This is a genomic window from Candidatus Pantoea floridensis (genome assembly GCF_900215435.1).
In the GTDB taxonomy this organism is placed as follows: domain Bacteria; phylum Pseudomonadota; class Gammaproteobacteria; order Enterobacterales; family Enterobacteriaceae; genus Pantoea; species Pantoea floridensis.
In genome coordinates this window covers 1,347,046-1,370,203 of sequence record NZ_OCMY01000001.1, presented here as the reverse complement: position 1 = coordinate 1,370,203, position 23,158 = coordinate 1,347,046, and the positions used below count along the sequence as shown (strand labels likewise).

Below are 23,158 nucleotides of genomic sequence, written 5' to 3'. Positions count from 1 at the left end.
CGCCGGTTGTTTTATTGATAGATAATTGAGAGCCGTGTTAATGGACAAATTTCGTGTGCAAGGCCCCACCCGTTTAAGTGGTGAAGTGACCATTTCCGGGGCGAAGAATGCTGCGTTGCCAATTCTGTTTGCTGCTCTGCTGGCGGAAGAGCCGGTAGAGATTCAGAACGTGCCGAAGCTGCGTGATATCGATACCACCATGAAGCTGCTGAATCTGCTGGGAGCGCGCGTTGAGCGTAATGGTTCGGTCCACGTTGATGCTCGCGAAGTTAATGTTTTCAGTGCGCCATACGATTTGGTGAAAACCATGCGTGCCTCTATCTGGGCGCTCGGTCCGCTGGTAGCGCGCTTTGGTCAGGGCCAGGTGTCCCTGCCAGGCGGTTGCGCTATCGGTGCGCGCCCAGTTGATTTGCACATTACTGGTCTTGAACAGCTGGGTGCGGAGATTAAGCTGGAAGAGGGCTACGTTAAAGCTTCTGTTAACGGTCGTCTGAAAGGCGCACATATCGTGATGGATAAAGTGAGCGTAGGCGCAACCGTCACCATTATGAGCGCTGCGACGCTGGCGACCGGCACCACCATCATAGAAAACGCAGCCCGTGAGCCGGAGATTGTCGATACGGCAAACTTCCTCAACACCTTGGGCGCGAAAATTAGCGGTGCGGGCTCCGATAAAATCACCATTGAAGGCGTTGAACGCCTGGGTGGCGGCGTTTATCGTGTGCTTCCCGACCGCATCGAAACCGGCACCTTCCTGGTGGCGGCTGCGATTTCACGCGGTAAGGTGATCTGCCACAATACCAAACCGGATACGCTGGATGCCGTCCTGGCCAAGCTGCGTGATGCCGGTGCCGATATTGAAGTGGGCGAAGATTGGATTAGCCTTGATATGCATGGCAAGCGTCCTAAAGCGGTTAACATCCGCACGGCGCCGCACCCAGGCTTCCCAACCGATATGCAGGCGCAGTTCACGCTGCTCAACCTGGTGGCGGAAGGAACCGGTGTGATTACCGAAACGATCTTTGAAAATCGCTTTATGCATATCCCTGAGCTGATTCGTATGGGTGCGCACGCGGAAATCGAGAGTAATACGGCGATTTGTCACGGTGTTGAAACGCTGTCGGGTGCACAGGTAATGGCCACCGATTTACGAGCCTCGGCCAGTTTAGTGCTGGCGGGTTGTATTGCTGAAGGCACCACTTTCGTTGATCGCATTTATCACATCGATCGTGGTTATGAGCATATCGAAGATAAACTGAAAGCAATGGGTGCCAATATCGAGCGCGTAAGCGGCGAATAATTTTTGCTCATGGCGTTTAAAAAACCAGTCACGATCGCGCGACTGGTTTTTTTTCATCTGCGCCACGGTCAGATCTTTTTACGATCCTTTGGCGATCGGATGCGTTTCTTGCGATCAAGCAGCCGGCAGGTGACAGGATCAAAATAGCGGCTCGGCCAGATCTCTGAGGGATGAACTTTGATCGCGTTGGCAATTAGCCACTCCCCTTTGGGCCAGGGACGCGACAGTGCATTCGCCAGGGTTGATGAGCTTAAACCTGATTCACGTGATAATGCCGCCAGTGACGTGCCTTTCTTACGCAGTGCAGCGATGATGTCTGCCGGATGCCAATCCTCTTTCCTTGCATACATAACTTTTCTCTCCTTGTCCGTGTTGTGACTTCATCTCTCTGCTGTCCAATGATTCCCCTCATCGCAGAGTTATCTGGAAAAACCAGCGTTTTATAGCAAATGTTTCCTATAAATTTCCAGTAATTGTTTGTCCGACGCGCAGAAACTGCGTTGCTTTACGCAAAAGCAATGCAAAGGATGTAACAGAGGAGGGAGAAAAGAAGCAGGGCCTGAGCTGGCCCTGTTGAAAATCAGAAGTCGCGCTGCACTGACATGTGCGCCAACGCTTCAAGCGCACTGCGCCACGGGCTTTCTGGTAACACCTGTAGCGCGGCGATAGCTTTATCCGCCTCGTCCTCGGCACGTTTACGCGTCCATTCCAGCGAACCGGTTTGTTGCATTGCCGCCAGTACAGGCTCCAGCAGGTGACGACCGTTGCCCTCTTCAATGGCTTTACGAATCATCTGAGCCTGCTCAGGCGTGCCGTTGTGCATCGCGTGCAGCAGTGGCAGCGTTGGCTTACCTTCGCTGAGATCGTCACCGGTATTTTTACCCAGCGTTTCGCCATCTGCGCTGTAATCCAATAAATCATCAATTAACTGGAAAGCGGTTCCCAGATAGCGGCCATAATCCTGCAACGCTTTTTCCTGCGCCGGCGTGGCGTCGGCCAAAATGGCAGAGGCCTGCGAAGCCGCTTCAAACAGACGTGCGGTTTTACTGTAAATCACCCGCATGTAGCTCTCTTCTGTGATATCCGGGTCGTTGCAGTTCATGAGCTGCAGCACTTCACCTTCGGCGATCACATTCACCGCTTCTGACATCAGCGCGAGGATCTTTAACGATCCCATGCTGGTCATCATCTGGAATGAACGCGTATAGATAAAATCACCCACTAACACGCTGGCCGCATTACCAAACGCAGCGTTGGCGGTGGCTTTGCCACGGCGCATATCGGATTCATCCACCACATCATCGTGCAGCAGCGTCGCCGTATGGATAAATTCGATCAGCGCCGCATTGGTGATGTGCAACGATCCTTGATAATTCAGCGCGCGTGCTGAAAGCACGGCGATCATCGGACGGATGCGTTTTCCCCCGCCGCTGATGATGTAATAGCCTAACTGGTTAATCAGTGAGACTTCTGAATTCAGCTGCTCGAGGATGGTCTGGTTGACGGCCGCCATGTCCTGCGCGGTTAATTCATTAATCTGTTCTAAGTTCATTCGTCTTTTCAGCTTTACTCGTTTTTTGCATGGTAAGCGCTTTACACAGCGTGAGTTCAGGTAATCTGTTACTGATTGTACTTGAAAAATCGGGTTGCGAAACGTTTGCATTCGCCTTGCGCTTTTTTTCTGCAAGAGAGTGCAAAGTGCTCTTGTCTTCTGCTGGAGTATTGCGTAGAATTCGCGCCCTATTGTGAATATTTATCGCGCCGCCTGATGAATAGAAAGGCACGCGCAGAAGCGGAGTTTTATATGTACGCGGTTTTCCAAAGTGGTGGTAAACAACACCGAGTAAGCGAAGGTCAGACCGTTCGCCTGGAAAAGCTGGACATCGCAACCGGTGAAACCATTGAGTTTGACCAGGTTCTGATGATCGCAAATGGCGAAGACGTGAAAATCGGCGCGCCACTGGTTTCAGGCGGTGTGATCAAGGCAGAAGTTGTTGCTCACGGTCGTGGCGAGAAAATTAAAATCGTTAAGTTTCGTCGTCGTAAACACTACCGTAAGCAGGCTGGTCACCGTCAGTGGTTCACAGATGTGAAAATCACTGTGATCGGCGCGTAAGAGGAGATCTGACAAATGGCACATAAGAAGGCTGGTGGCTCGACCCGTAACGGTCGCGACTCCAACGCAAAACGTCTGGGTGTTAAGCGTTTCGGTGGTGAATCTGTTCTGGCAGGTAGCATCATCGTTCGTCAGCGTGGCACCAAATTCCACGCAGGTAGCAACGTAGGTTGTGGTCGTGACCACACCCTGTTTGCCACCGCAGACGGCAAAGTTAAATTCGAGATTAAAGGCCCGAACAACCGTAAATATATCAGCATCGTTGCTGAGTAAGGTTGTCGTGCTGCAGACGTCTACCGTCTGAATACACGAATGAAAGGCCCCGCAGCTTTGCGGGGCTTTTTACATTCTGCTGAAGCTTGCTGGATAACAGTTACGCTTTAGCACAGTTGTTGTACAATTTATGTACTCTTGGCTTTGCCAATCTTGTATTATCCGCCGTCGGTCAGCGCAGAAGACCCTGGCGGACCCGTTTGCGGCCTGCAAGCTGCCGTAAACGACAGCGTGACGGAGAAATAAAATGAAGTTTGTAGATGAAGCGACGATCCTTGCGGTCGCGGGTGATGGCGGCAACGGTTGCGTAAGCTTCCGCCGTGAAAAATATATTCCAAGAGGCGGCCCGGATGGCGGCGACGGCGGCGACGGCGGCGACGTGTATCTGTTGGCGGATGAAAACCTCAACACCCTGATCGATTATCGCTTTGAAAAGTCTTTCCGTGCCGAACGTGGCCAGAATGGCCAGAGCCGTGATTGCACCGGTAAACGTGGTAAAGACATTATTGTTAAAGTGCCAGTCGGTACCCGCGTAATTGACCAGGGTACGGGCGAAACGCTGGGCGACATGACGCGCCATGAGCAGAAGCTGATGGTGGCGAAGGGCGGCTGGCATGGACTGGGTAACACCCGCTTTAAATCATCGGTTAACCGTTCTCCACGTCAGAAAACGATGGGTACGCCGGGCGAGAAGCGTGACCTGCAGCTGGAGCTGATGCTGCTGGCTGATGTCGGTATGCTGGGTCTGCCAAATGCCGGTAAATCGACCTTTATTCGCTCTGTCTCCGCAGCAAAACCCAAAGTGGCGGATTATCCGTTTACCACTCTGGTACCAAGCCTTGGCGTGGTCCGTATGGACAGCGAAAAGAGCTTTGTCGTGGCAGATATTCCTGGCCTGATTGAAGGGGCAGCGGATGGCGCGGGTCTGGGTATTCGCTTCCTGAAACACCTTGAGCGCTGTCGCGTTCTGTTACACCTCATCGACATTGCACCAATCGACGAATCTGATCCGGTTGAAAACGCCCGTATCATTCTTGGCGAACTGGAAAAATACAGCGATAAGCTGTTCCAGAAACCACGCTGGTTAGTGTTCAACAAAACTGACCTGCTGAGCCGCGAAGAAGCGGAAAGCCGTGCTAAGGCGATTGCAGAAGCGTTGGGTTGGGAAGATAAATACTACCTGATCTCTGCCGCAAGCCGCGATGGCGTGACTGACCTGTGCTGGGATGTGATGAGCTTTATCATCGACAATCCTAAAGAAGCCGAGCTGGAAGAGAAACAGCCGGAGAAAGTGGCCTTCATGTGGGATGACTATCACCGTGAAGCCATGGAAACTGCGCAGGAAGTTGAAGAAGACGACGATTGGGATGATGACTGGGACGAAGAAGACGACGAAGGCGTCGAAATCATTTACCAGCGTTAATCGCACAAGAGAAAGCGGCCAGATGGCCGCTTTTTTTTTGCCCTCACCCTAACCCTCTCCCGCAAGCGGGCGAGGGAATCGATAGAGCAAACTTTGAATCATTACTTACATGACGCAGCGTCTCCCTCTCCCAGTGGGAGAGGGCCGGGGTGAGGGCATCGGGCCGCAGAGGACCTAACCCAGCACCGCTACCGTTAAACGCGACGTGCAGCACAGCTGATCGCGAGCATTGCGGATCTCAATCTGCCAGCTCTGATTGCGCGCACCAAGGTGCAGCGGGCGGCAGATCCCGCGCACTTCACCGCTGCTCACCGCGCGATGGTGGCTGGCACTCACCTCAATCCCCACCACGCTTTTACCTTCTTCGATGCTGAGATAACCGGCGATCGATCCCATCGACTCCGCCAGCACCACCGAGGCGCCGCCGTGCAGCAGGCCAAACGGCTGCTGCGTGCGGACATCCACCGGCATGGTGGCTTCCAGATGATCTTCACCAATGACGGTAAACACAATACCGACATGTGCCACCAGCGAGTTTTCACCCAGCTTATTCAGCGTCTCAAGATCAATCGATCGTTTCCACATTGCCATCTGTTAGGATCCCAGCGTTGCGCCACCGTCGACCACAATATCCTGCAGTACCACGTGGCTGGCAAGATCCGAAGCGAGGAACATCACGTTTGCCACGATCTCCTGCGGCTTGGCGATCTTACGCAGCGGGATCCCCAGCTTATACTGATCAGGGAAACCATTGATCATCTCCTGTTCTGCTTCAGGCGTATGCCATAGGCTGCGTTGCATATCGGTATCGGTCGATCCCGGCGAGACGATATTACAGCGCACGCCGAATGGCGCCATCTCTAAACCAACGGTCAGGCACAGGCTGCGTAGCGCCGCCTTGGATGCACCATAAGCGGACATGCCGAGGCGCGGAGCGTGTGCGGCATTGGACGCGATGGTGACAATCGCGCCCGTGCGCTGCTGGCGAAACACCGGCAGGGTTTGCTGGAACATATTGAAAGCGCCACCGGCGTTAACCGCCAAACAAGCCTGCCAGTCCTCGAACGACAGTTCATCGGTTGCGCCAATGCGCAAAATTCCGGCACCGTTAACCAACACATCTAAGCGCGGCTGATCCGCCAGTAAACGCTGACAAACCGTTTTCACCTCGGCGGCGTTGGCCACGTCCAATACTTGGGTTGCAAACGGATAGTCGGCCTGATCGAAACGCAGATCGAAGCCGATCACCTGCGCGCCTGCCTGATGGAAGCTGAGCGCCGTGTGATAACCAATCCCTTTTCCCGCGCCGGTGACCCAGACGATTTTTCCACTGAAATCAAAAGTATTCATTTGGCTGGCACCCGTGATAACAGCGCCCACCAGCCATCAATGGTCGGATTTTTTGCCAGGCTGACAAAATCAATATCGCTATGCACCTGACGCCAGCGCGCCGCCAGCGCCATCACGCGCACCGAATCCAGACCGTAATCGATCAGGCTCTCGTCATCTGCTGGCACATCGTCATCTTCCAGCAGCGGCAAAATCAGCGCCCGCAGATCATCTTTACTCAGCGGTAGCGGCATCAGATCGGCGGTCATCACCACTTTCCCGCTGCGACCAGCGGTGTAAGTCAGCGCCATCATGTGCTCTTCACGTGTGAAGTCAGCCAGCGCATCGGCCACCATAAACGGCTGGATGTTGCGCATAAAGGCGTCTGTCGCGGTTGTCAGGCAGCCAATATGTGCGTAAACGCCGGTGATGATCAGCTGATCGCGGCCCATTTCCTGCAAGGTTGATTCGAGCGGTGAGCGCACAAACGCGCTATAGCGCCATTTGGTCAAAACCTGATCGTCCTGATCCGGCGCCAGTGCAGCAACGATCTTTTGCTGATCCGGATGCTTGTTCAGGCCCGGTCCCCACATGTCGTTAAGCAGCGCGCGATCGGCGTCGCTCTGCGCATTCGGCTGCGCGGTATAAAACACCGGAATGCCCTGCGCCTTGCAGTAGGCGCGCAGGCGCGCGATGTTTTCCACCACCTGATTCACCAGCGGGCTGTCTTCACCCCAGAAATTGAGGAAATACGCCTGCATATCATGAATCAGCAGCGCGGCACGCTGCGGTTCCACGGCCCATTTCACCTTGTTGGTTGGCAGCTCAGTTGCCGCTGGTAATGCGTAAGAATTCAGTTTTGGAATAGCCATTACAATCTCCGGAACAGGTCAGGCTTGCGCTTGTTGATCGGCAAGCTGTTGGCGTAAACGTTTTTTATCTACCTTGCCAACAGGCGTCAGCGGCAGGGCATCTACGCAGGTAATACGGTCAGGTAATTTGAACTCGGCCACGCCCAGCTCACGCAGATGACGGCGCAGCGCCACCGCTTTAATCGGCTGGCTGGCGACGATAAAGGCGCAGCTCTTTTCACCCATCAATTCATCGTTCATCGACACCAGCGCGGCGTGGATCACGTCTGGATGGCGCTGCAGCAGATTTTCGATCTCCTCCGCTGCGATCTTCTCGCCACCGCGGTTAATCTGATCTTTTTCACGTCCTTGTACAGTGATGTAACCCTGCGCGTTAATCTCAATCAGATCGCCAGAGCAGTAAAACCCATGGGCGTCGAAGCTGGCGGCGTTATGCTCTGGGCTCTTGTAGTAGCCGCGAAAGGTGTAAGGACCGCGCGTCATCAGGCGACCAATGGTGCCAGTTGGCAGCGCATTGCCGTGCTCATCTGCAACCCACACTTCGTCGTCCTCAGAGATTGGGCGGCCTTGCGTGGTGAGAATGGTGTTCTCATCGTCGCCAAAGCGGGTGTAGTTCACCAAACCTTCGGCCATACCGAACACCTGCTGCAGCTGACAGCCCATTTCGTTCTGAATGCGTGCGGCCAGGGTTTCACCCAATTTGGCGCCGCCCACCTGAATGCGCTGCAGCGAGGCCAGCTGCTTGTTGCTGCCCCATTCCTGAATCGCCTGTAGCCACAAACTCACCGCCGGTGGCACCAAACCAGTATCCGTAACCTGATGCTTTTCAATCAGCGGGAAACACAGCGTCGCGCTGGGATCGGCGGCCAATATCACCTGTCCACCCGCGTAAAATACGCCGAGTGAACCGGGTGAACTCATGGCGAAGTTATGCGGGGCGGGCAGGGCGATGAGATAGCGCGTATCGGCGGTTACCTCACAGATCTCATCACTGGCGCGAATGCTGTAGTAGTAATCGTTGTGGGTGCGCGGAATCAGCTTTGGCGTGCCGGTGCTGCCGCCTGAGAGTTGGAAAAATGCCACTTCATCGGCGGCAGTTGGCGTGGCGACGAAATCACCCGCCGCTTCCGCCATCAGCGCTTCCAGCGTGTTTTCCGGCTGATTGTCATTGCGTAAAATCACCTGCTGCAGCGAAGGCTGCGCGTCGCACAGTGCGCTGATAAAGGTGTCGTCAGCAAACAGCGCATGGGTGCGATCGGCAATCAGCAGCTTGGGCTCAATCTGCGCCGCATAGGCGCTCAGTTCGGTGCGCTGATGACTGAACAGCGCGAAGACTGATGCTACGCCGAGCTTGAACAGCGCAAACACCGTGACATAAAAATCGGCCACGTTGCCGAGTTGCACCAGCGCAGTATCACCGTTTTGCAGGCCACGACGCTGTAGCGCGGCGGCCAGGTTGCTGCTCAGTACATCCAATTCGCGATAGCTAATTTGACGATCGCCATCAATCACCGCGATGGCATCGTTATGCTGATGACGCGCCAAAATATCGGTCATCGGTACATCCAGCCAGTAGCCTTTTTCGCGGTAGCGCGCGGCCAGATCGTCCGGCCAGCGAGTATAGGGAATGCTCATGCTCTTTCCTTTATTGCAGTCCAAAGGCGCGCAACATGGTATCCAGCTTCACGCCGGTTTCGCGCCATTCTGATTCAGGTTGGGAGTCGGCGACGATGCCCGCGCCGGCAAACAGCCGCACACGCGTGCCGTGCACGGTGCCGCAGCGGATAGTCACTACCCATTCGCCATTGCCTTCGCTATCGCACCAGCCGACGATACCGCCAAACAGCTGGCGATCAAAAGGTTCCAGCTGCTGGATGAGCTGCTGCGCGCGCTGATGCGGGAAGCCGCTCAGCGCCGGCGTTGGATGCAGCAGGCAGGCCAGCGACAGGGCATTTTCCTGCTCATTCTGGACTTCGCCGTCAATTTGCGTCGCCAGATGCCACAGCGTAGCGGTGGTGATCAGCGAAGGCGTGCTCGGTACTGACAGCAAACGGCTGCGCGGCTGCAGCGTATCGCGCATCGCGTCGGTCACCAGTTTGTGTTCATGGCGATCTTTGCTGGAATTCATCAGCGTGTTACCTGCCGCGCGATCCTGCTGCGCATCGCCATGATTGCGCCGTGCAGATCCGGCGAGCGGACAAGAACTGAAATCGCGACCTTGTTTACGCAGCATCAGTTCCGGGCTGGCACCGATCAGCGCACCGCCTTGCGGCATCGGCAGATGGAAATGGTAGCTATTCGGATTCTGCGCAATCACGCGCTGCATCAACGTTGCCGTATCCACCGGCTGCTCCGTGACGATATCCATCAGGCGCGACAGCACCACTTTATCCAGCTCGCCGCGCTGCGTGGCTGCTACCGCATCTGCCACCATATTGAGGAAGACATCGTGGTCTGGTACCGGCGTGCGACGGCGCACCTCTGGCAGATCGCTGATGCCTTGCGGCAGTGCGTTTTGCAGGTCGTCGCGATTGAAGGTCTGATGGGCTTCGGGAATAAACAACGCCGCAGGCTGGCTGACATCGAATGGGATCGCCCCGACCAGAATCGGATTGGCGATGCCCTGTTTTCTCGCAGCAGCAAAGTGCTGACGCAGCTGTTGTTGGAAATCACCCTGCAGCGACGCGGCATCATGTACCGGCGCGCTAATGGTGGTATAGCATCCTTGCGTTGCCAAACTGCGCCACGGCGAGGTAAAGAGAAAACCACGGCAAAGCGCGGAATAATCCTTCAGCCAGGCATTTTCAAACGTGGTCGTTTCCACCATAATTTTCACCTATAAATGATAAGATTATTAAGAATGATTATCATTTTTATTATGGGCCTGTAACCTACGTCGATTGGGCAAAAGTGTCAATCCATTCGCGGGATTTCAGCGACCTTTTGACGTAATCAGGCGCTGACGCTGAACAGGGCAATATGCTAAAAAGTGGGCTAAAACTTATGAATAAATGCGGTTTTTGGGCTATTGCAGCCCTATTGAGTGTTTTCCAGATTTTCACCAGCGTCGCGCATGCCGAACAAGGTTGGCCGCGCACCCTTCAAGGGGCTAACGGATCGCTCACCTTAAACAAAGCGCCACAGCGTATTGTTTCCACCAGTGTCACGCTGACCGGTTCGCTGCTGGCGATTGATGCGCCGGTCATCGCCTCGGGTGCGACTGCACCCAATAGCCGTCTGGCCGACGAGCAGGGTTTCTTCCGCCAATGGAGCGAGGTCGCCAAACAGCACCAGCTCAAACGTCTGTACATTGGTGAACCGAGTGCCGAAGCGGTAGCAGCCGAAGCGCCGGACCTGATCATCGTCAGCGCCACCGGCAATGACTCCGCCATCAAACTCGTCGATCAGTTCTCTGCCATCGCACCGACGTTAGTGGTCAACTACGACGACAAAAGCTGGCAGGATGTGGTCACACTATTAGGCCAGGCCACCGGCCACGAGGCTCAGGCGGCACAGCGTGTTAACGCCTTCAACGATCGCGAAGCCGCGCTGAAGAAAGCCATCACGCTGCCGCCGCAGCCGGTTTCCGCCATGGTGTGGAACGGCGGTGGGCGCGCGGTCAACCTGTGGACCGCCGCCTCGGCGCAGGGCAAGCTGCTGGAACAACTCGGTTTCACCCTGGCGGTACCGCCGGCCAGCGTGGAGCAGAGCCACAGCATGGGACAGCGTAAAGACATCATTCAGCTGTCAGGCGAAAACCTCGCCAGCGGCCTGACGGGTAAAACCTTCCTGCTGTTTGCCGCCGACGATAAAACCACGCAATCGGTACTGAGCAATCCGTTCCTGGCGCAGAATGCTGCGGTGCAAAACAAGCAGGTGTACGAATTGGGTGTCGATTCGTTCCGTCTCGATTACTACAGCGCCAGCAATCTGCTCGCGCGTCTGGAAAAACTGTTCGTTAAATCATGATATCTGCTCCGCCAGCTCCGGCGCTGGCGGGTGGTAACGACGTAAACGCCCCATCACTAACCACATCACCATGCCCAGCAGCGCCGCGGCGAAGCCAAACACCGCAGCGGCCTGCGGTGGCAGCAGCCAGGAACCCATCGCGCCAATCACCGCTGCACCAATCGCATCGCCAGTGACGTTCTGCGCGGTCCACAACCCATTGATGCGACCAAGCAAATGATCGGGCGTGAGCGCTTGAATCATCGCGTATTGCACCAAACTATTGATGGCGCTGAAGTATCCGAAGGCGATCAGACACGCTAACGCCAGCGGCAGGTTCGGCATCAGGCTAAACAAACCAAGGGCGATAAACGCCGCAATCGCGCTGCCGAGTATTAACTGCCCTGGACGCGCGGCGTGTTTCAGTTTGCCGCTGGTCAACGCGCCCACCGCCGCACCGAGCGGCACCGCGGCGTAAAGCAAACCCAGCTGGTCAGCACTCACTGACCAATGAGGCGCGAGTGCGGGATAGAGCACGCGTACCGCGCTGGCTAAGGTTACCAGTGCACCAATCAGCGCCACCATGCCGACAATCGGGCTGGCAAAAAGAAACTGCACGCCAGCGGCCAGGGATTTCAGCGGATGTTCACGCGGCTGCGGCGGAGGCGGCAAGTGCGGTAATTTCAACAGCGTCAACACCGTGAGCAGCGTGCCGAACGCGGCGAGGCCATAGTTCCAGGTTACGCCGCCGTGGGCAATCACCAAACCGGCAATCGCAGGTGACAAAATCGAGCCGAAGCGCACCGTTAACATGGTGATGGCTCCGGCCTGCATAATATTTTCACGCCCCACCAGCGCGGGCGTGGCGGCCAACAGCGCGGTGACGCCAATCGCCCCGAAGAAGCCATCCCAGAAGCCCAGCAGATAAACGGCGATTAACGAGGGTTCCGGCAGCGCGGCATTGATCGCCAGCGCGATAAAGCCTAAGCCGCAGGTGGATCGGGCCAGCAGAATCAGCTTTTTGCGCTCATGGCGATCTGCCAATACGCCGCCGGTCAGCAGACCAATAAACATGCCCGCAGCGGCGAGTGTCACCGCCAATCCCACCAGCAGCGGTGAATTTGTCATGTGCTGGATCTGCACCGGCACCGCGACGGCAAGCATGCCGAGCGCGACAATCGAGATAAAGCGCGCAATAAATACCGCGCGAAAAGCCGGATGGGTTTTCAGCAGTGAAAGATCGATAAAGTGGGAAGATTTGTTCATAGGTTCGCCTTTTTGCACCAATTTTCCTCATCGTCCGCGAGGCGAGTCATGGTAACATAGCTAAACGCGAGTAATAACGATAACCATTATCAAGTTGCATCGCGCATGCGACGACGTTGAACAGTGAAGGTTTAGAACGCTATGCGCCAGATCCGTGCATTGGCAGGCTCAGGGATTCTGCTCTTGCTCCTCATCGCTCTTAGCTTGATGCTAGGGGCCAAATCGATACCGCTTCCCGATGTTTATCATTCGCTTACCTCCAGCTGTAACAGCGCGGAGTGTGTGATTGTGCGTGACGCGCGCCTGCCGCGCACCCTGGCTGGTCTGCTGGCGGGCGTGGCGCTCGGGCTGGCCGGTGCCTTAATGCAGAGCCTGACGCGCAACCCGCTGGCCGATCCCGGTATTCTCGGCGTCAATGCTGGAGCCGGTTTCGCGGTGGTGATTGGCATAGCGCTGTTCGGCGCAGATTCGCCGGTGGATTGGCTTGGCTTCGCTTTTGCCGGTGCACTGCTCTCTTCGTTGCTGGTGGCATTGACCGGTGCGATTGGCGGCGGGCGCGTCAATCCGGTGCGTCTTACGCTGGCGGGCGTCGCGCTTGGCGCGGTGCTGGATGGGCTGACATCCGGCCTGTCGCTGCTCAATCCTGACATCTACGATCACCTGCGCTTCTGGCACAGCGGCTCGCTGGATATCCGCAATTTTACCGTGCTGCGCACGCTGTTTCCGGCGGTGCTGGTGGGCGGCGTGGTAGCGATTCTTCTGTCGCAGGCGCTTAACAGCCTGAGCATGGGGGGCGATATGGCCACCGCGCTCGGTACGCGCGTGGCGCGCACGCAGTTGCTTGGCCTGCTGGCGATTGCGCTGCTGTGCGGTGCAGCGACGGCGGCGGTGGGGCCAATTGCGTTTGTGGGCCTGATGACGCCGCACTTTGCCCGCTGGCTGGTAGGCAACGATCACCGCTGGATGCTGCCCGCAACCGCGCTGATTACACCGATTTTATTACTCGCCGCCGATATTCTTGGCCGCCTGCTGGTTGCGGGCGAGCTGCGGGTTTCCATCGTCACGGCAATGCTTGGTGCACCGATGCTGATTGTGCTGGTACGCCGCAAACTGGGCCGGGGTGGGCTATGACGCATCGTGACTGGTTACACGCGCTTTGGCTGCTGCTTTGCTGCGGGCTGCTGGCGTATCTGGCGATGACGCGCGGCGCGTTACAGATTAGCGGCGAACAAATCGGGCAGCTGCTGCTCGGGCAGGGGGCCGGCAACGTCAAGCTGATCGTGCTGGAGTGGCGTTTGCCGCGCGTGCTGATGGCGTTGCTGATTGGTGCTGCGTTAGGGATTAGTGGGGCGATTTTCCAGTCGCTGCTGCGCAATCCGCTCGGCAGTCCGGACATTCTCGGCTTTAACACCGGCGCTTACAGCGGCGTACTGGTGGCGTTAGTACTGTTCAATCAAAGCGTCACGGCGATGACCGGCGCGGCGCTGATTGGCGGCATCGCCACGGCGGCGTTGGTGTATCTGTTCGCCTGGCGCAACGGCGTGGAAACCTTCCGCCTGATCATTGTTGGCATCAGCGTGCGCGCGCTGCTGATGGCGCTGAACTCGTGGCTGATTATCAGCGCGTCGCTGGAGTCGGCGCTGAGTGCCGGCTTATGGAGCGCCGGATCGCTCAACGGGATTACCTGGGCCAAAACGCCGCCGGTGATTGTGGTGCTGCTGCTGGCGTTACTGCTGATGGCGTTATTGGCGCGGCGCATGCGCCTGCTGGAGATGGGCGACGATACCGCCTGTGCGCTCGGCGTGCCGGTGGAGCGCAGCCGGATGTGGCTGATGCTGATTGGCGTGGTGTTAACGGCAGCATCAACGGCGCTGGTGGGACCGATTTCGTTTGTCGCGCTGCTGGCACCGCAAATTGCGCGTCGTCTAGGCGGCGGCATGAAAGGTGCATTGCTGCTCTCGGCGCTGTGTGGCGCACTGTTGCTACTTGCCGCTGACTATGCCGCACAGCATCTGTTTCTGCCTTATCAATTACCGGTTGGCGTGATTACCGTCATCCTCGGTGGACTTTATCTGATTGCTTTACTGGTGCGGGAGGCGCGACGCCAATGATCGATATCCCTTCACGTCTGCGCGGCGAAGGTTTGACGCTGGGCTACGACAAAAAAATGGTGGCAGAGAATTTGTCGGTGGCGATTCCCGAGGGTGAACTGACGGTGATTATCGGCCCCAACGCCTGTGGAAAATCGACCTTGCTGCGCACGCTCAGCCGGCTGCATACGCCGCTGAAAGGAGAAGTGCTACTGGATGGTGAAGCGATTGCGCGCTATCCCACGAAAGAAGTGGCGCGCCGTCTTGGCCTGCTGCCGCAAAGTTCGAACGCACCTGCGGGCATCAGCGTAACAGAGCTGGTGGCGCGCGGACGTTATCCGCATCAGGCGCTGTTTGGTCGCTGGCGTGCGGAAGATGAAGCGGCGGTGCAGCAGGCGATGCAGGCCACCGGCGTGGCCGACCTGGCGCAGCAATCGGTGGATACGCTATCGGGCGGTCAGCGCCAGCGCGTGTGGATTGCGATGGTGCTGGCGCAGGAAACGCCGCTGCTGCTGCTGGATGAGCCGACCACCTGGCTGGATATCACGCATCAAATTGAGTTGCTGGAGCTGATGCAGGAGTTGAATCAGCAGCATGGCCGCACGCTGGTGGTGGTGCTGCACGATCTCAACCACGCGTGTCGTTACGCCACGCACTTGATTGCCATGCGTTATGGCAAGATTGTCGCCGAGGGCAAACCGGCGGAGATCGTGACGCCGGCGTTGATCGAGCAGGTTTATGGTTTGCGCTGCGTGATTGTGGACGATCCGGTGGCGCATACGCCGATGATTGTGCCGCTGGGGCGCGGGGGATGATCAAGATTGCGCGATAAATCGCGCCGCTACGAATGTGTGCATTATTCCGTAGCGGCGCAATTTATTGCGCTTATTGCAATATATCCCTGAGCAGCGGTCCGATCTGCTCAAACATCTGCGGTGAAATGATCTCGACATGGGCACAATCCATGGGCCATACGTCCAGCTCACCCACATACGGTGCCCAGGCGCGGCGCGCATCCTGCCCTGGCTGCTGGGTTTGTTCGGCGAGGAACAGCGTGGCGCGGCCGTTAAACCGTGCACTGCGCGCGGTGGCCAGCAGGCGCACTGAACTGGCGTAATTGGCTTCGATGGTATCGAACATCGCGCGCATCTCTTCACCGGCCTGATGGCGCTGCGCAGCGATAAACTGCTCGCGCTCGCGATTCACCTCTTCCAATACCGCCGGATCCAGCACGTTCTCGCCGCGCCTCTCATCCCAGTTCTGGGTTTCCGGCGGCCAGGTATCCAGCAAGCCGAGGAAGGCCACTTCTTCGCCCGCCGCTTCCAGCCGTGCGGCAATGCCTTGCGCCAGCGTACCGCCGAGCGAATAGCCGAGGAAATAGTAAGGCCCGTGCGGCTGTACTTCGCGCAGGGTTTGCAGATGTGCGTCGCACACGTCGTCCAAATGCGCGCTTTGGTTCAGCGGGCTATCGATATCCGGCGACTGGATGCCGATCAGCGACCAGCGCGGGTCGAGATAGCGTTGCAGGATGCTGAACTGCCAGGCAAAACCGGAGGCAGGATGGAAACAGAACAGCGTAGGTCCGTGACTCTTACGCAGCGGCAGCACCGCTTCGAAACCGGCCTGCTGATGGGATTGCGCATCGCTAAGCAGCGTAGCCAGCTTCTCCACCGTCGAGGCCACCATAATTTGCCCCACCGAGACCGGCAGTTGCAGCTCGCGACGCAGCCTGGCGGCTAAGCGCATCGCCAGCAGAGAATGACCGCCAAGGGCGAAGAAATCATCCTGCGCGCTGATGGTATCGCGTGCCAGCAGCTGGCAGAAGGCATCTGCCAGAGTAGTTTCCAGACCCGCGTGTGGGGCACGTCCCGCGCTGGCCGTGGCGGATTCAGGCAGCGGCAGCGCTTTGCGATCCAGTTTACCGTTGCTGCTGAGCGGGAAGGCATCAAGCTGCACAATGGCAACGGGCACCATATGCGCCGGCAAGCGCTGCGCCAGCGCCTGACGCAGTGCTTCGCCATCCACCGGCTGCGCGGCAATCACGTAACCGACCAGCTGACGTGCATCACCCTGCGCTGCCGCATCGCCCAGCACCACGGCATGCGTTACCGCTTGCTCAATGCCTGGCTGCGCGCTCATCACATGATCAATTTCGTTCAGTTCGATACGTTGACCGCGAATCTTCAGCTGATCGTCGCTGCGGCCAAGGTATTCCACCGCGCCGTTATCCAGCCAGCGCGCCACGTCGCCGGTGAGGTACATGCGCTCACCGGGGCTGAACGGGTCGGCGATAAAGCGGCTGGCTGTCAGGTCAGGCCGGCCAAGATAGCCGTGCGCCAGCTGCACGCCGGTTAAATAGAGATCGCCCGCCACGCCCGGCGGCACCGGTTGCATGCGGGCATCAAGAATGCGCAGGCCGGTATTCCACACCGGGAAACCAATCGGCACGCTGGCCCCTTCGACGGCGGCCAATGCATCACCAAACGCCGGATACCAGCTGACATCCACCGCAGCTTCGGTTGGACCATACAGATTGTGCAGCGGCACCCGCGTCAGCTTTTCCCATTCGCGTGATAAGTCAGTCGGCAGCGCCTCACCGCTGCAGAACACGTTGCGCAGGCTGGCACAGCTGGCAATCGCCTGTTGATCATCAAGGGCCGCGACAAAGGCCGCCAGCATCGAGGGTACGAAATGCGTAGTGGTGACTTTGTAGCGGGCAAACAGTTGCTGCAGCGCTTCAGGATCGCGATGTGCCTCGGGCGGCGCCATCACCAGCTGCGCGCCGACCAGCAGCGGCCAGAAGAATTCCCACACGGAAACGTCAAAGCTGCTCGGGGTTTTTTGTAAAACTACATCATCTGCTTGCAGCGGATAGCGATCCTGCATCCACAGCAGGCGATTGACGATGGCTTCATGGCCCACCAGCACGCCTTTAGGACGGCCGGTAGAACCCGAGGTGTAAATGATGTAGGCGCCATCCTGCGGCGTCGGTGCGCTGGCCGGTTGCGGCGCAGTTGGCGTGCTATACAGCGCATCAAAATGCAGCTGGTTTACCTGGGCGATAGTGCTAAAGCGCGCACTGAGCGCCGCGCAGGTGATCAGGGTTTTCGGCGCGGCGTCTTCCAGCATCAGCTGCAGGCGCTCGTCCGGATAGCCGGTATCGAGCGGTAAATACGCGGCGCCAAGCGCAACAATCGCCTGCAACGCCAGCGACAGCTGCACCGAGCGCGGCAGCGCTACCGCGACAATATCGCCACGCTGTACGCCTGCGGCGGTCAAATCCGCGGCCAGCGCAAACACCTGCTGCTGCATTTGGCGATAGCTCAGCTGATGCTGCGCATCGGCGAGGGCCGGGGCATCCGGCGTGCGTGCTGCCTGCTGCGCCAACAGCGAGGCCAGCGTTTCTGCCGGCAGCGGATGGGCGGTTTGGTTAATCGCGGCAATCTGCGCGTGCTCTTCGGCGGTGAGTAGATCGAGTTCACCACACGGTCGCTGCGGCTGCTTAGCCAGCTGATCCAGCAGCAGGGCGAAGCGGCTGGCATGGCGCTGCAAGGTCTGCTCGCTGTAGCGCTCGGCGTTAGCCAGCAGTTCAAGGGTTAATTCACCCTGCTCGCTGATATAGATGGCGATCTCCAGATCGCGTACCGGCCCGGATGCCAGCTGATGGGTGATGCCTTCTACGCCAGCGAAATCGAGCTGGTAATCAAACATCTTCAGGTTGATCACCGGACCGTACAGTGGATCGCCATCGCCGAGACGACCGAGATCGCGCTGCACCTGTTCGGCGTCATAGCGCTGATGACGACGCATCTTTTTCACTTCGCCCGCCAGCTGCGCGGCGAGGGTGCTCAGTGGCTGGGTGGGATCGTAATGTACCGCCATCGGCAACACGTTGATCACCGGCCCGGTGGCACACAAGGCGGCAGAACCAATACGACGCATAAAGATGAAGCCGGCGGCAAAGTCGTTTTGGCCGCTGAGACGTGCCAGCCACAGCGCAACGAGGGCAAAAGCCAGATCGGCGGCGCTGGAGTGCGGGTGCTGCTGCACCAGCGTCTGAAAGGTGCTGCGCTCCAGCGTCACGCTGTGGCGCAGTAGATCGGTGCTGGCGGTTTGTCCGGCGAGCGGTAGCGGTGAGAGCGAAGCTGGTGACGGCAGCGCCGCGCCTTTTTCGCGCCAGAACTGGCCGTCACGCGCAAAGGAGGAGGATTCGCGGTAACGCTGATACTCGTCGACCACTTCACTAAACGGGATAAACGGCGTGGGCTCAGCAGGCTGCTGACGCACTGCTGCGCTGTAAAGATTGGCGATGCGGCGGGTCAGCGCGGTGAAGCTGAAGCCATCCACCACCAAATGGTGATAGCGCTGATACCAGAACCAGTGGCGATCGCCAAGTTGGAAAAGAGTGTGATGCCACAGTTTTGCGCCGCTTAACACACGCAGATCGCCATTCATATCGTCGCGCATCAGCCTGCGTGCTGTGGCGACGGCATCGGCCTCGCCGCGCAGATCGATAATCTGCGGCGGACTAAATTCTTGTGGCTGCAGCCACTGCAACGCTTCGCCTTCCACTTCGCCAAATGCCATGTTTAGCGTATCGGCTTCCTGCATGCCCACGACAATTGACTGGGCCAGTAAGGCGCTATCAATGTCACCGCGCAGCTCAACAAAGTGCGCTACTGCATAAGCGTTGTGGTGTGGTGACAGCTGATCGGCAATCCAGATACCGGGCTGTGCCGCGACTAACGGCAAGGTTTGGTGGTCAATCATAGATTTATTCATCAGAGATTCGGACATGGATGCTCCGGTTGGTTCAACAGGGCTTGTAAGCCACTTAGCAGGCCACCGCGCCAGCAGAGCGCATCGTGGCCGCCTTCCACCGGCTGGTAATGCACCTGATAACCGGCGGCGTGAAGTTGCTGTTGTAGCTGTTGATTAGCTTGCAGAATTAAGCCTTCGCGCTTGCCTGCTTCCAGCCAGAAGCGCAGCGGTTGGCGCGGTGCAAGGCCGCGATCGAGTTCTTGCAGCAACCAGCCGTGTGGGTTGCCGCGCTCTGGCCACCAGAAGGAGCCGGAAAGGCTGAGCGCATTACCAAAGGTTTCCGGCCAGTGCAGCGCGGCGAATACCGACGCGAGGCCGCCAAAACTTTGTCCGGCCACAATGGTGCTTGCCGCCTGTTGGCGATAAGGCACTGAGTGTGCCACCTGCGGCAACAGTTCTTGCTGGATGGCTTGCCAGAATTGCGGGTTGCACGGCAACTCCCGGCTGCGGTGATCGCGATCGATGATGTCGATAAACAGATACACCGCGGGCGGCAACGCGCCGTTATCGGTGAGCTGCTGTAGCGGCCCGGCAATCGGCATGCTGTGCGCCCAGAACTGGCCATCAAGCAAGATCGCCAGTGGACGCTGCTCAGGAGTCGCATCGCCGGTGGTGTAAATCCACACGGGGCGGCTGTTGCCTAATAGCGCGCTATCCCATTGCAGCTGCTGCAGTTTTAGGGTGGGTGCCGTGCCGTTATCCAGCGCCTGCCACACCTGTTGATCCGGTGCCTGTGGGAGATGCAGCGGTGATACGCCCATGCCGCGTCCGCCCGACCAGCTACGCAAGTTGTTCAGCGGATCGGCCTGCGCCGTGGGAAATTTATCGCGCCACCAGCTGCGCAACGCATGCATGTCGGCCACGCCCGTGAAGTCGGTGGCCTGCTCATCGGGCATCAAACAATAACTACCGCGCCAGTTGGCGGGAAGCTCGGTTTGCCAGTACCACACGTTGGTTCCTGCCACACGCATCAACGATTGCGGTGGGCGACGCTGGTGGTGATCGGTGACACCCGTAATGTTGATCCACACGCGCTGGATGGAGGATTGAGTCTCGTCACCTTGCGGGTCGCGCCAGAAGAAAGTGACCCGACAGTGGCCATCATCGGCTAACTCAATACGGGGAATGCCTTGGGATTGTTGCGCCTGCCACCAGGCTGCGCTGCCGGTTACATCATTTCGCCAGGTCATAGGGCTGCCAGTCGGTGTTTACGCGGAGAGGGAGATAAGTTTGATGAATAATACTATTGATAATAATTTGCATTTGCAATAGGGTGGCTGCGCTCAAAAAAGAGCACGCTCGTTCCGCCTGACTCTTTCCATTTGGCAAGGTGATGCAAAGGAAGGGTTGGAGGGGCTGGATCCGGGCGCGTTAGGAACAGGGATCTTCTCACCGGCTCGCCACGCAAGCCTCAGGGTTTTTGCTGGCAATCCAGGAACGCATAAAATGAAAAATTACTCACGATTATCATTAGCCATTCTGATTGAACTGGGGCTCAGCGCCTCACTGCTCTCCAGCGGTGCCTGGGCAGCGGACACTTCTTCCAGCAATACCTCAGTAAGCAGTACCGACGCCCAATCCATGGACGGCGGCACCTTAATGGTTACCGCGCAGCAGCAAAATCTGCAGGCGCCAGGAGTTTCAACTATCACCGCCGACGAAATTAAAAAACACCCGCCTGCGCGCGATGTCTCCGAGATCATCCGTACCATGCCGGGCGTGAATCTCACCGGTAACTCCACCAGCGGCCAGCGCGGTAACAATCGCCAGATCGATATTCGCGGCATGGGTCCGGAAAACACCCTGATCATGGTGGATGGCATGCCGATTACCAGCCGTAACTCGGTGCGCCTTGGCTGGCGTGGCGAGCGTGATACGCGCGGTGATACCAATTGGGTGCCACCGGAGATGATCGATCATATCGATGTGATTCGCGGACCGGCAGCAGTGCGTTACGGCAACGGCGCGGCGGGCGGCGTGGTGAATATCATCACCAAAAAACAGACCGATCAGCAGTGGCACGGTTCCTGGAACACCTATTACAACGTGCCAGAACACAAAGCGGAAGGCGCTACCAAACGCACTAACTTCAGTCTGGAAGGGCCGCTGGGTGATGATTTCAACTTCCGCTTGTACGGCGGTTTAGCCAAAACTCAGGCCGATGCCTATGACATCAACGAGGGGCATGCGGCGGCGCGCACCGGTTCATACGCGGGCAGTTATCCGGCCGGGCGTGAAGGCTCGGTGAATAAAGATATCAATGCGTTACTGAGCTGGGCATTTGCGCCAATGCAAACGCTGGAGTGGCAGGCTGGCTACAGCCGCCAGGGCAACCTGTATGCTGGCGACACGCAGAACACCAACACCAGTGCGCTGGTGAAAAGCCTGTACGGTGATGAAACTAACCGCCTGTATCGGCAAAATGTCTCGCTGAAGTGGACGGGCGCATGGGATAACGGCGTCAGCACCAATACCTATGCGCGTTATGAGAAGACCCGCAACTCGCGCATCAATGAAGGTTTAGCGGGCGGCACTGAAGGCATCTTCTCGAATAGCGGTTTTAACACTATTCAGCTGGACGATGTGCTGCTGCATAGCGAAGTGAGCATTCCGTTTGAACTGCTGTTCAATCAAACCGCGACGCTGGGTACTGAATGGAACCAGCAGCGCATGAAAGATGGCTCCTCTAACACCCAGGCAGCGAGCTACGGTGCGGTGCCTGGCATCGATAACACTGGCCGCAGCCCGTATTCACAGGCAGAGATTTTTTCACTGTTTGCTGAAGACAACATGGAGTTGACCGACAGCACCATGCTGACGCCAAGTCTGCGTTTCGACCATCACTCGATAGTTGGCAACAACTGGAGCCCGTCGCTTAACCTGTCGCAAGGTTTAGGGGATGACTTCACCCTGAAGATGGGGATAGGGCGTGCGTATAAAGCGCCGAGCCTGTATCAGACCAACCCTAACTATCTGCTGTACAGCAATGGCCAAGGTTGCGCGGCCAGCACCGGCGCTTGTTATCTGCAGGGGAATAACGACCTCAAAGCGGAAAACAGCATCAACAAAGAGATTGGTCTTGAGTGGAAACATGAAGGATATCAGGCCGGTTTAACCTGGTTCCGCAACGATTACCGCAACAAGATCGAAGCCGGTTACTCGCCAGTGGGCAAAGCCTCTAATGGCACCACCGATATCTATAAGTGGGAAAATGTACCGAAAGCGGTGGTGGAAGGGCTAGAAGGTACCGTCAACGTGCCCTTTTCGGACAGCGTAACGTGGAACAACAACTTCACTTATATGCTGCAAAGTAAGAACAAAGAGACCGGCGATCGCTTATCGGTGATTCCGGAGTACACGCTAAACTCGACGCTGAGCTGGCAGGCAATGCAGGATCTGTCGCTGCAGACCACGCTGACCTGGTACGGTACCCAGACGCCGAAGAAATATGACTACAAAGGCAATACCTCAACCGGTAGCGCCACTGATACGGTGAGCCCTTATTCGATTATTGGCATGAGCGGCACCTACGATATCAATAAGTACGCCAGCGTCACGCTGGGTATCGATAACCTGTTCGATAAGCGTCACTACCGTGAAGGGAATGCGCAAACCACCGGCAATGCCACGACGAACTCGTATCTGTATGGGGCGGGGGCGAATACCTACAATGAATCAGGTCGTACTTATTATGTGAGTCTGAATACCCACTTCTGATGG

19 protein-coding genes are annotated in these 23,158 nt (G+C 57.3%); 9 read left to right on the top strand and 10 right to left on the bottom strand.

Annotated elements, in window-relative coordinates; all coding sequences use genetic code 11:
• The first annotated feature begins 40 nt into the window (after positions 1 to 40).
• Positions 41 to 1,300, top strand: coding sequence for a UDP-N-acetylglucosamine 1-carboxyvinyltransferase (gene murA / locus CRO19_RS06450; protein WP_097095107.1), 1,260 nt, complete (start codon positions 41 to 43; stop codon positions 1,298 to 1,300).
• A 68-nt stretch (positions 1,301 to 1,368) separates the two neighbouring features.
• Here the strand turns inward: murA and CRO19_RS06445 are convergent, their stop codons facing one another.
• Positions 1,369 to 1,650 carry a helix-turn-helix domain-containing protein gene (locus CRO19_RS06445; protein WP_097095106.1) on the bottom strand — a complete coding sequence of 94 codons (282 nt, stop codon included), beginning with the start codon at positions 1,648 to 1,650 and terminating at the stop codon, positions 1,369 to 1,371.
• A 230-nt stretch (positions 1,651 to 1,880) separates the two neighbouring features.
• Positions 1,881 to 2,852, bottom strand: coding sequence for an octaprenyl diphosphate synthase (gene ispB, locus CRO19_RS06440; RefSeq protein ID WP_097095105.1), 972 nt, complete (start codon positions 2,850 to 2,852; stop codon positions 1,881 to 1,883).
• A gap of 252 nt (positions 2,853 to 3,104) precedes the next feature.
• On the opposite strand from ispB, the gene rplU reads away from it, so the two are divergent.
• The 3 genes from rplU (at position 3,105) to cgtA (ending at position 5,112) form a co-directional block, all read left to right on the top strand.
• Complete coding sequence (rplU, locus tag CRO19_RS06435) at positions 3,105 to 3,416, top strand: 50S ribosomal protein L21 (protein ID WP_007886644.1); 312 nt, start codon at positions 3,105 to 3,107, stop codon at positions 3,414 to 3,416.
• 15 nt (positions 3,417 to 3,431) lie between these two features.
• Positions 3,432 to 3,689, top strand: a complete 258-nt coding sequence (gene rpmA, locus CRO19_RS06430; RefSeq protein WP_007886647.1) for a 50S ribosomal protein L27 — start codon at positions 3,432 to 3,434, stop codon at positions 3,687 to 3,689.
• Between the two features lie 247 nt (positions 3,690 to 3,936).
• Positions 3,937 to 5,112, top strand: a complete 1,176-nt coding sequence (cgtA, locus tag CRO19_RS06425) for an Obg family GTPase CgtA (protein ID WP_007886648.1) — start codon at positions 3,937 to 3,939, stop codon at positions 5,110 to 5,112.
• 174 nt (positions 5,113 to 5,286) lie between these two features.
• Here the strand turns inward: cgtA and CRO19_RS06420 are convergent, their stop codons facing one another.
• From CRO19_RS06420 to CRO19_RS06400, 5 genes are read right to left on the bottom strand one after another with little or no spacing between them, the layout of a single operon-like run.
• The gene (locus CRO19_RS06420; RefSeq protein WP_097095104.1) at positions 5,287 to 5,703 is read right to left on the bottom strand and encodes a hotdog fold thioesterase; all 417 of its coding nucleotides are present in this window, start codon (positions 5,701 to 5,703) and stop codon (positions 5,287 to 5,289) included.
• 3 nt (positions 5,704 to 5,706) lie between these two features.
• Entirely contained in the window at positions 5,707 to 6,462 is a 756-nt protein-coding gene (gene dhbA / locus CRO19_RS06415) for a 2,3-dihydro-2,3-dihydroxybenzoate dehydrogenase (RefSeq protein WP_097095103.1), read from the bottom strand.
• Entirely contained in the window at positions 6,459 to 7,313 is an 855-nt protein-coding gene (locus CRO19_RS06410) for an isochorismatase family protein (RefSeq protein ID WP_097095102.1), read from the bottom strand. Before CRO19_RS06410 ends, dhbA begins: the two co-directional genes overlap by 4 nt.
• Positions 7,314 to 7,331: 18 nt before the next feature.
• The gene (locus CRO19_RS06405; protein ID WP_097095101.1) at positions 7,332 to 8,948 is read right to left on the bottom strand and encodes a (2,3-dihydroxybenzoyl)adenylate synthase; all 1,617 of its coding nucleotides are present in this window, start codon (positions 8,946 to 8,948) and stop codon (positions 7,332 to 7,334) included.
• A gap of 10 nt (positions 8,949 to 8,958) precedes the next feature.
• Positions 8,959 to 10,140, bottom strand: coding sequence for an isochorismate synthase (locus CRO19_RS06400; protein ID WP_097095100.1), 1,182 nt, complete (start codon positions 10,138 to 10,140; stop codon positions 8,959 to 8,961).
• A gap of 176 nt (positions 10,141 to 10,316) precedes the next feature.
• Between CRO19_RS06400 and fepB the strand changes: the two genes are divergently transcribed.
• Entirely contained in the window at positions 10,317 to 11,282 is a 966-nt protein-coding gene (gene fepB, locus CRO19_RS06395; protein ID WP_097095099.1) for a Fe2+-enterobactin ABC transporter substrate-binding protein, read from the top strand.
• Here the strand turns inward: fepB and entS are convergent.
• Entirely contained in the window at positions 11,277 to 12,527 is a 1,251-nt protein-coding gene (gene entS, locus CRO19_RS06390) for an enterobactin transporter EntS (protein ID WP_097095098.1), read from the bottom strand. The two genes, fepB and entS, sit on opposite strands and share 6 nt — an antisense overlap.
• A 141-nt stretch (positions 12,528 to 12,668) precedes the next feature.
• On the opposite strand from entS, the gene fepD reads away from it, so the two are divergent.
• The 3 genes from fepD to CRO19_RS06375 are packed head-to-tail and all read left to right on the top strand — an operon-like array spanning position 12,669 to position 15,432.
• Positions 12,669 to 13,658: a Fe(3+)-siderophore ABC transporter permease gene (gene fepD / locus CRO19_RS06385; RefSeq protein ID WP_097095097.1), complete on the top strand. Its 990-nt coding sequence runs from the start codon at positions 12,669 to 12,671 to the stop codon at positions 13,656 to 13,658.
• The gene (gene fepG, locus CRO19_RS06380; protein WP_097095096.1) at positions 13,655 to 14,638 is read left to right on the top strand and encodes an iron-enterobactin ABC transporter permease; all 984 of its coding nucleotides are present in this window, start codon (positions 13,655 to 13,657) and stop codon (positions 14,636 to 14,638) included. Before fepD ends, fepG begins: the two co-directional genes overlap by 4 nt.
• Complete coding sequence (locus CRO19_RS06375; RefSeq protein WP_097095095.1) at positions 14,635 to 15,432, top strand: ATP-binding cassette domain-containing protein; 798 nt, start codon at positions 14,635 to 14,637, stop codon at positions 15,430 to 15,432. The genes fepG and CRO19_RS06375 overlap by 4 nt, the downstream gene beginning before the upstream one ends.
• 70 nt (positions 15,433 to 15,502) lie before the next feature.
• On the opposite strand, the gene CRO19_RS06370 is transcribed toward CRO19_RS06375, so the two are convergent.
• Together CRO19_RS06370 and fes are read right to left on the bottom strand one after the other, a co-directional pair.
• The gene (locus CRO19_RS06370; RefSeq protein ID WP_097095094.1) at positions 15,503 to 19,414 is read right to left on the bottom strand and encodes an enterobactin synthase subunit F; all 3,912 of its coding nucleotides are present in this window, start codon (positions 19,412 to 19,414) and stop codon (positions 15,503 to 15,505) included.
• Positions 19,399 to 20,628, bottom strand: coding sequence for an enterochelin esterase (gene fes, locus CRO19_RS06365; RefSeq protein WP_097095093.1), 1,230 nt, complete (start codon positions 20,626 to 20,628; stop codon positions 19,399 to 19,401). Before fes ends, CRO19_RS06370 begins: the two co-directional genes overlap by 16 nt.
• 256 nt (positions 20,629 to 20,884) lie before the next feature.
• On the opposite strand from fes, the gene CRO19_RS06360 reads away from it, so the two are divergent.
• Positions 20,885 to 23,155 carry a TonB-dependent siderophore receptor gene (locus CRO19_RS06360; RefSeq protein ID WP_097095092.1) on the top strand — a complete coding sequence of 757 codons (2,271 nt, stop codon included), beginning with the start codon at positions 20,885 to 20,887 and terminating at the stop codon, positions 23,153 to 23,155.
• The last annotated feature ends 3 nt before the right edge of the window (positions 23,156 to 23,158 follow it).

Coding starts and splice junctions, on each gene's coding strand:
- murA (WP_097095107.1), top strand. CDS start 41: ATGGACAAATTTCGTGTGCAAGGCCCCACCCGTTTAAGTGGTGAAGTG.
- CRO19_RS06360 (WP_097095092.1), top strand. CDS start 20,885: ATGAAAAATTACTCACGATTATCATTAGCCATTCTGATTGAACTGGGG.
- CRO19_RS06375 (WP_097095095.1), top strand. CDS start 14,635: ATGATCGATATCCCTTCACGTCTGCGCGGCGAAGGTTTGACGCTGGGC.
- rpmA (WP_007886647.1), top strand. CDS start 3,432: ATGGCACATAAGAAGGCTGGTGGCTCGACCCGTAACGGTCGCGACTCC.
- fepG (WP_097095096.1), top strand. CDS start 13,655: ATGACGCATCGTGACTGGTTACACGCGCTTTGGCTGCTGCTTTGCTGC.
- rplU (WP_007886644.1), top strand. CDS start 3,105: ATGTACGCGGTTTTCCAAAGTGGTGGTAAACAACACCGAGTAAGCGAA.
- dhbA (WP_097095103.1), bottom strand. CDS start 6,462: ATGAATACTTTTGATTTCAGTGGAAAAATCGTCTGGGTCACCGGCGCG.
- CRO19_RS06370 (WP_097095094.1), bottom strand. CDS start 19,414: ATGTCCGAATCTCTGATGAATAAATCTATGATTGACCACCAAACCTTG.
- cgtA (WP_007886648.1), top strand. CDS start 3,937: ATGAAGTTTGTAGATGAAGCGACGATCCTTGCGGTCGCGGGTGATGGC.
- CRO19_RS06445 (WP_097095106.1), bottom strand. CDS start 1,650: ATGTATGCAAGGAAAGAGGATTGGCATCCGGCAGACATCATCGCTGCA.
- fepB (WP_097095099.1), top strand. CDS start 10,317: ATGAATAAATGCGGTTTTTGGGCTATTGCAGCCCTATTGAGTGTTTTC.
- CRO19_RS06400 (WP_097095100.1), bottom strand. CDS start 10,140: ATGGTGGAAACGACCACGTTTGAAAATGCCTGGCTGAAGGATTATTCC.
- CRO19_RS06410 (WP_097095102.1), bottom strand. CDS start 7,313: ATGGCTATTCCAAAACTGAATTCTTACGCATTACCAGCGGCAACTGAG.
- fepD (WP_097095097.1), top strand. CDS start 12,669: ATGCGCCAGATCCGTGCATTGGCAGGCTCAGGGATTCTGCTCTTGCTC.
- entS (WP_097095098.1), bottom strand. CDS start 12,527: ATGAACAAATCTTCCCACTTTATCGATCTTTCACTGCTGAAAACCCAT.
- fes (WP_097095093.1), bottom strand. CDS start 20,628: ATGACCTGGCGAAATGATGTAACCGGCAGCGCAGCCTGGTGGCAGGCG.
- CRO19_RS06405 (WP_097095101.1), bottom strand. CDS start 8,948: ATGAGCATTCCCTATACTCGCTGGCCGGACGATCTGGCCGCGCGCTAC.
- CRO19_RS06420 (WP_097095104.1), bottom strand. CDS start 5,703: ATGGCAATGTGGAAACGATCGATTGATCTTGAGACGCTGAATAAGCTG.
- ispB (WP_097095105.1), bottom strand. CDS start 2,852: ATGAACTTAGAACAGATTAATGAATTAACCGCGCAGGACATGGCGGCC.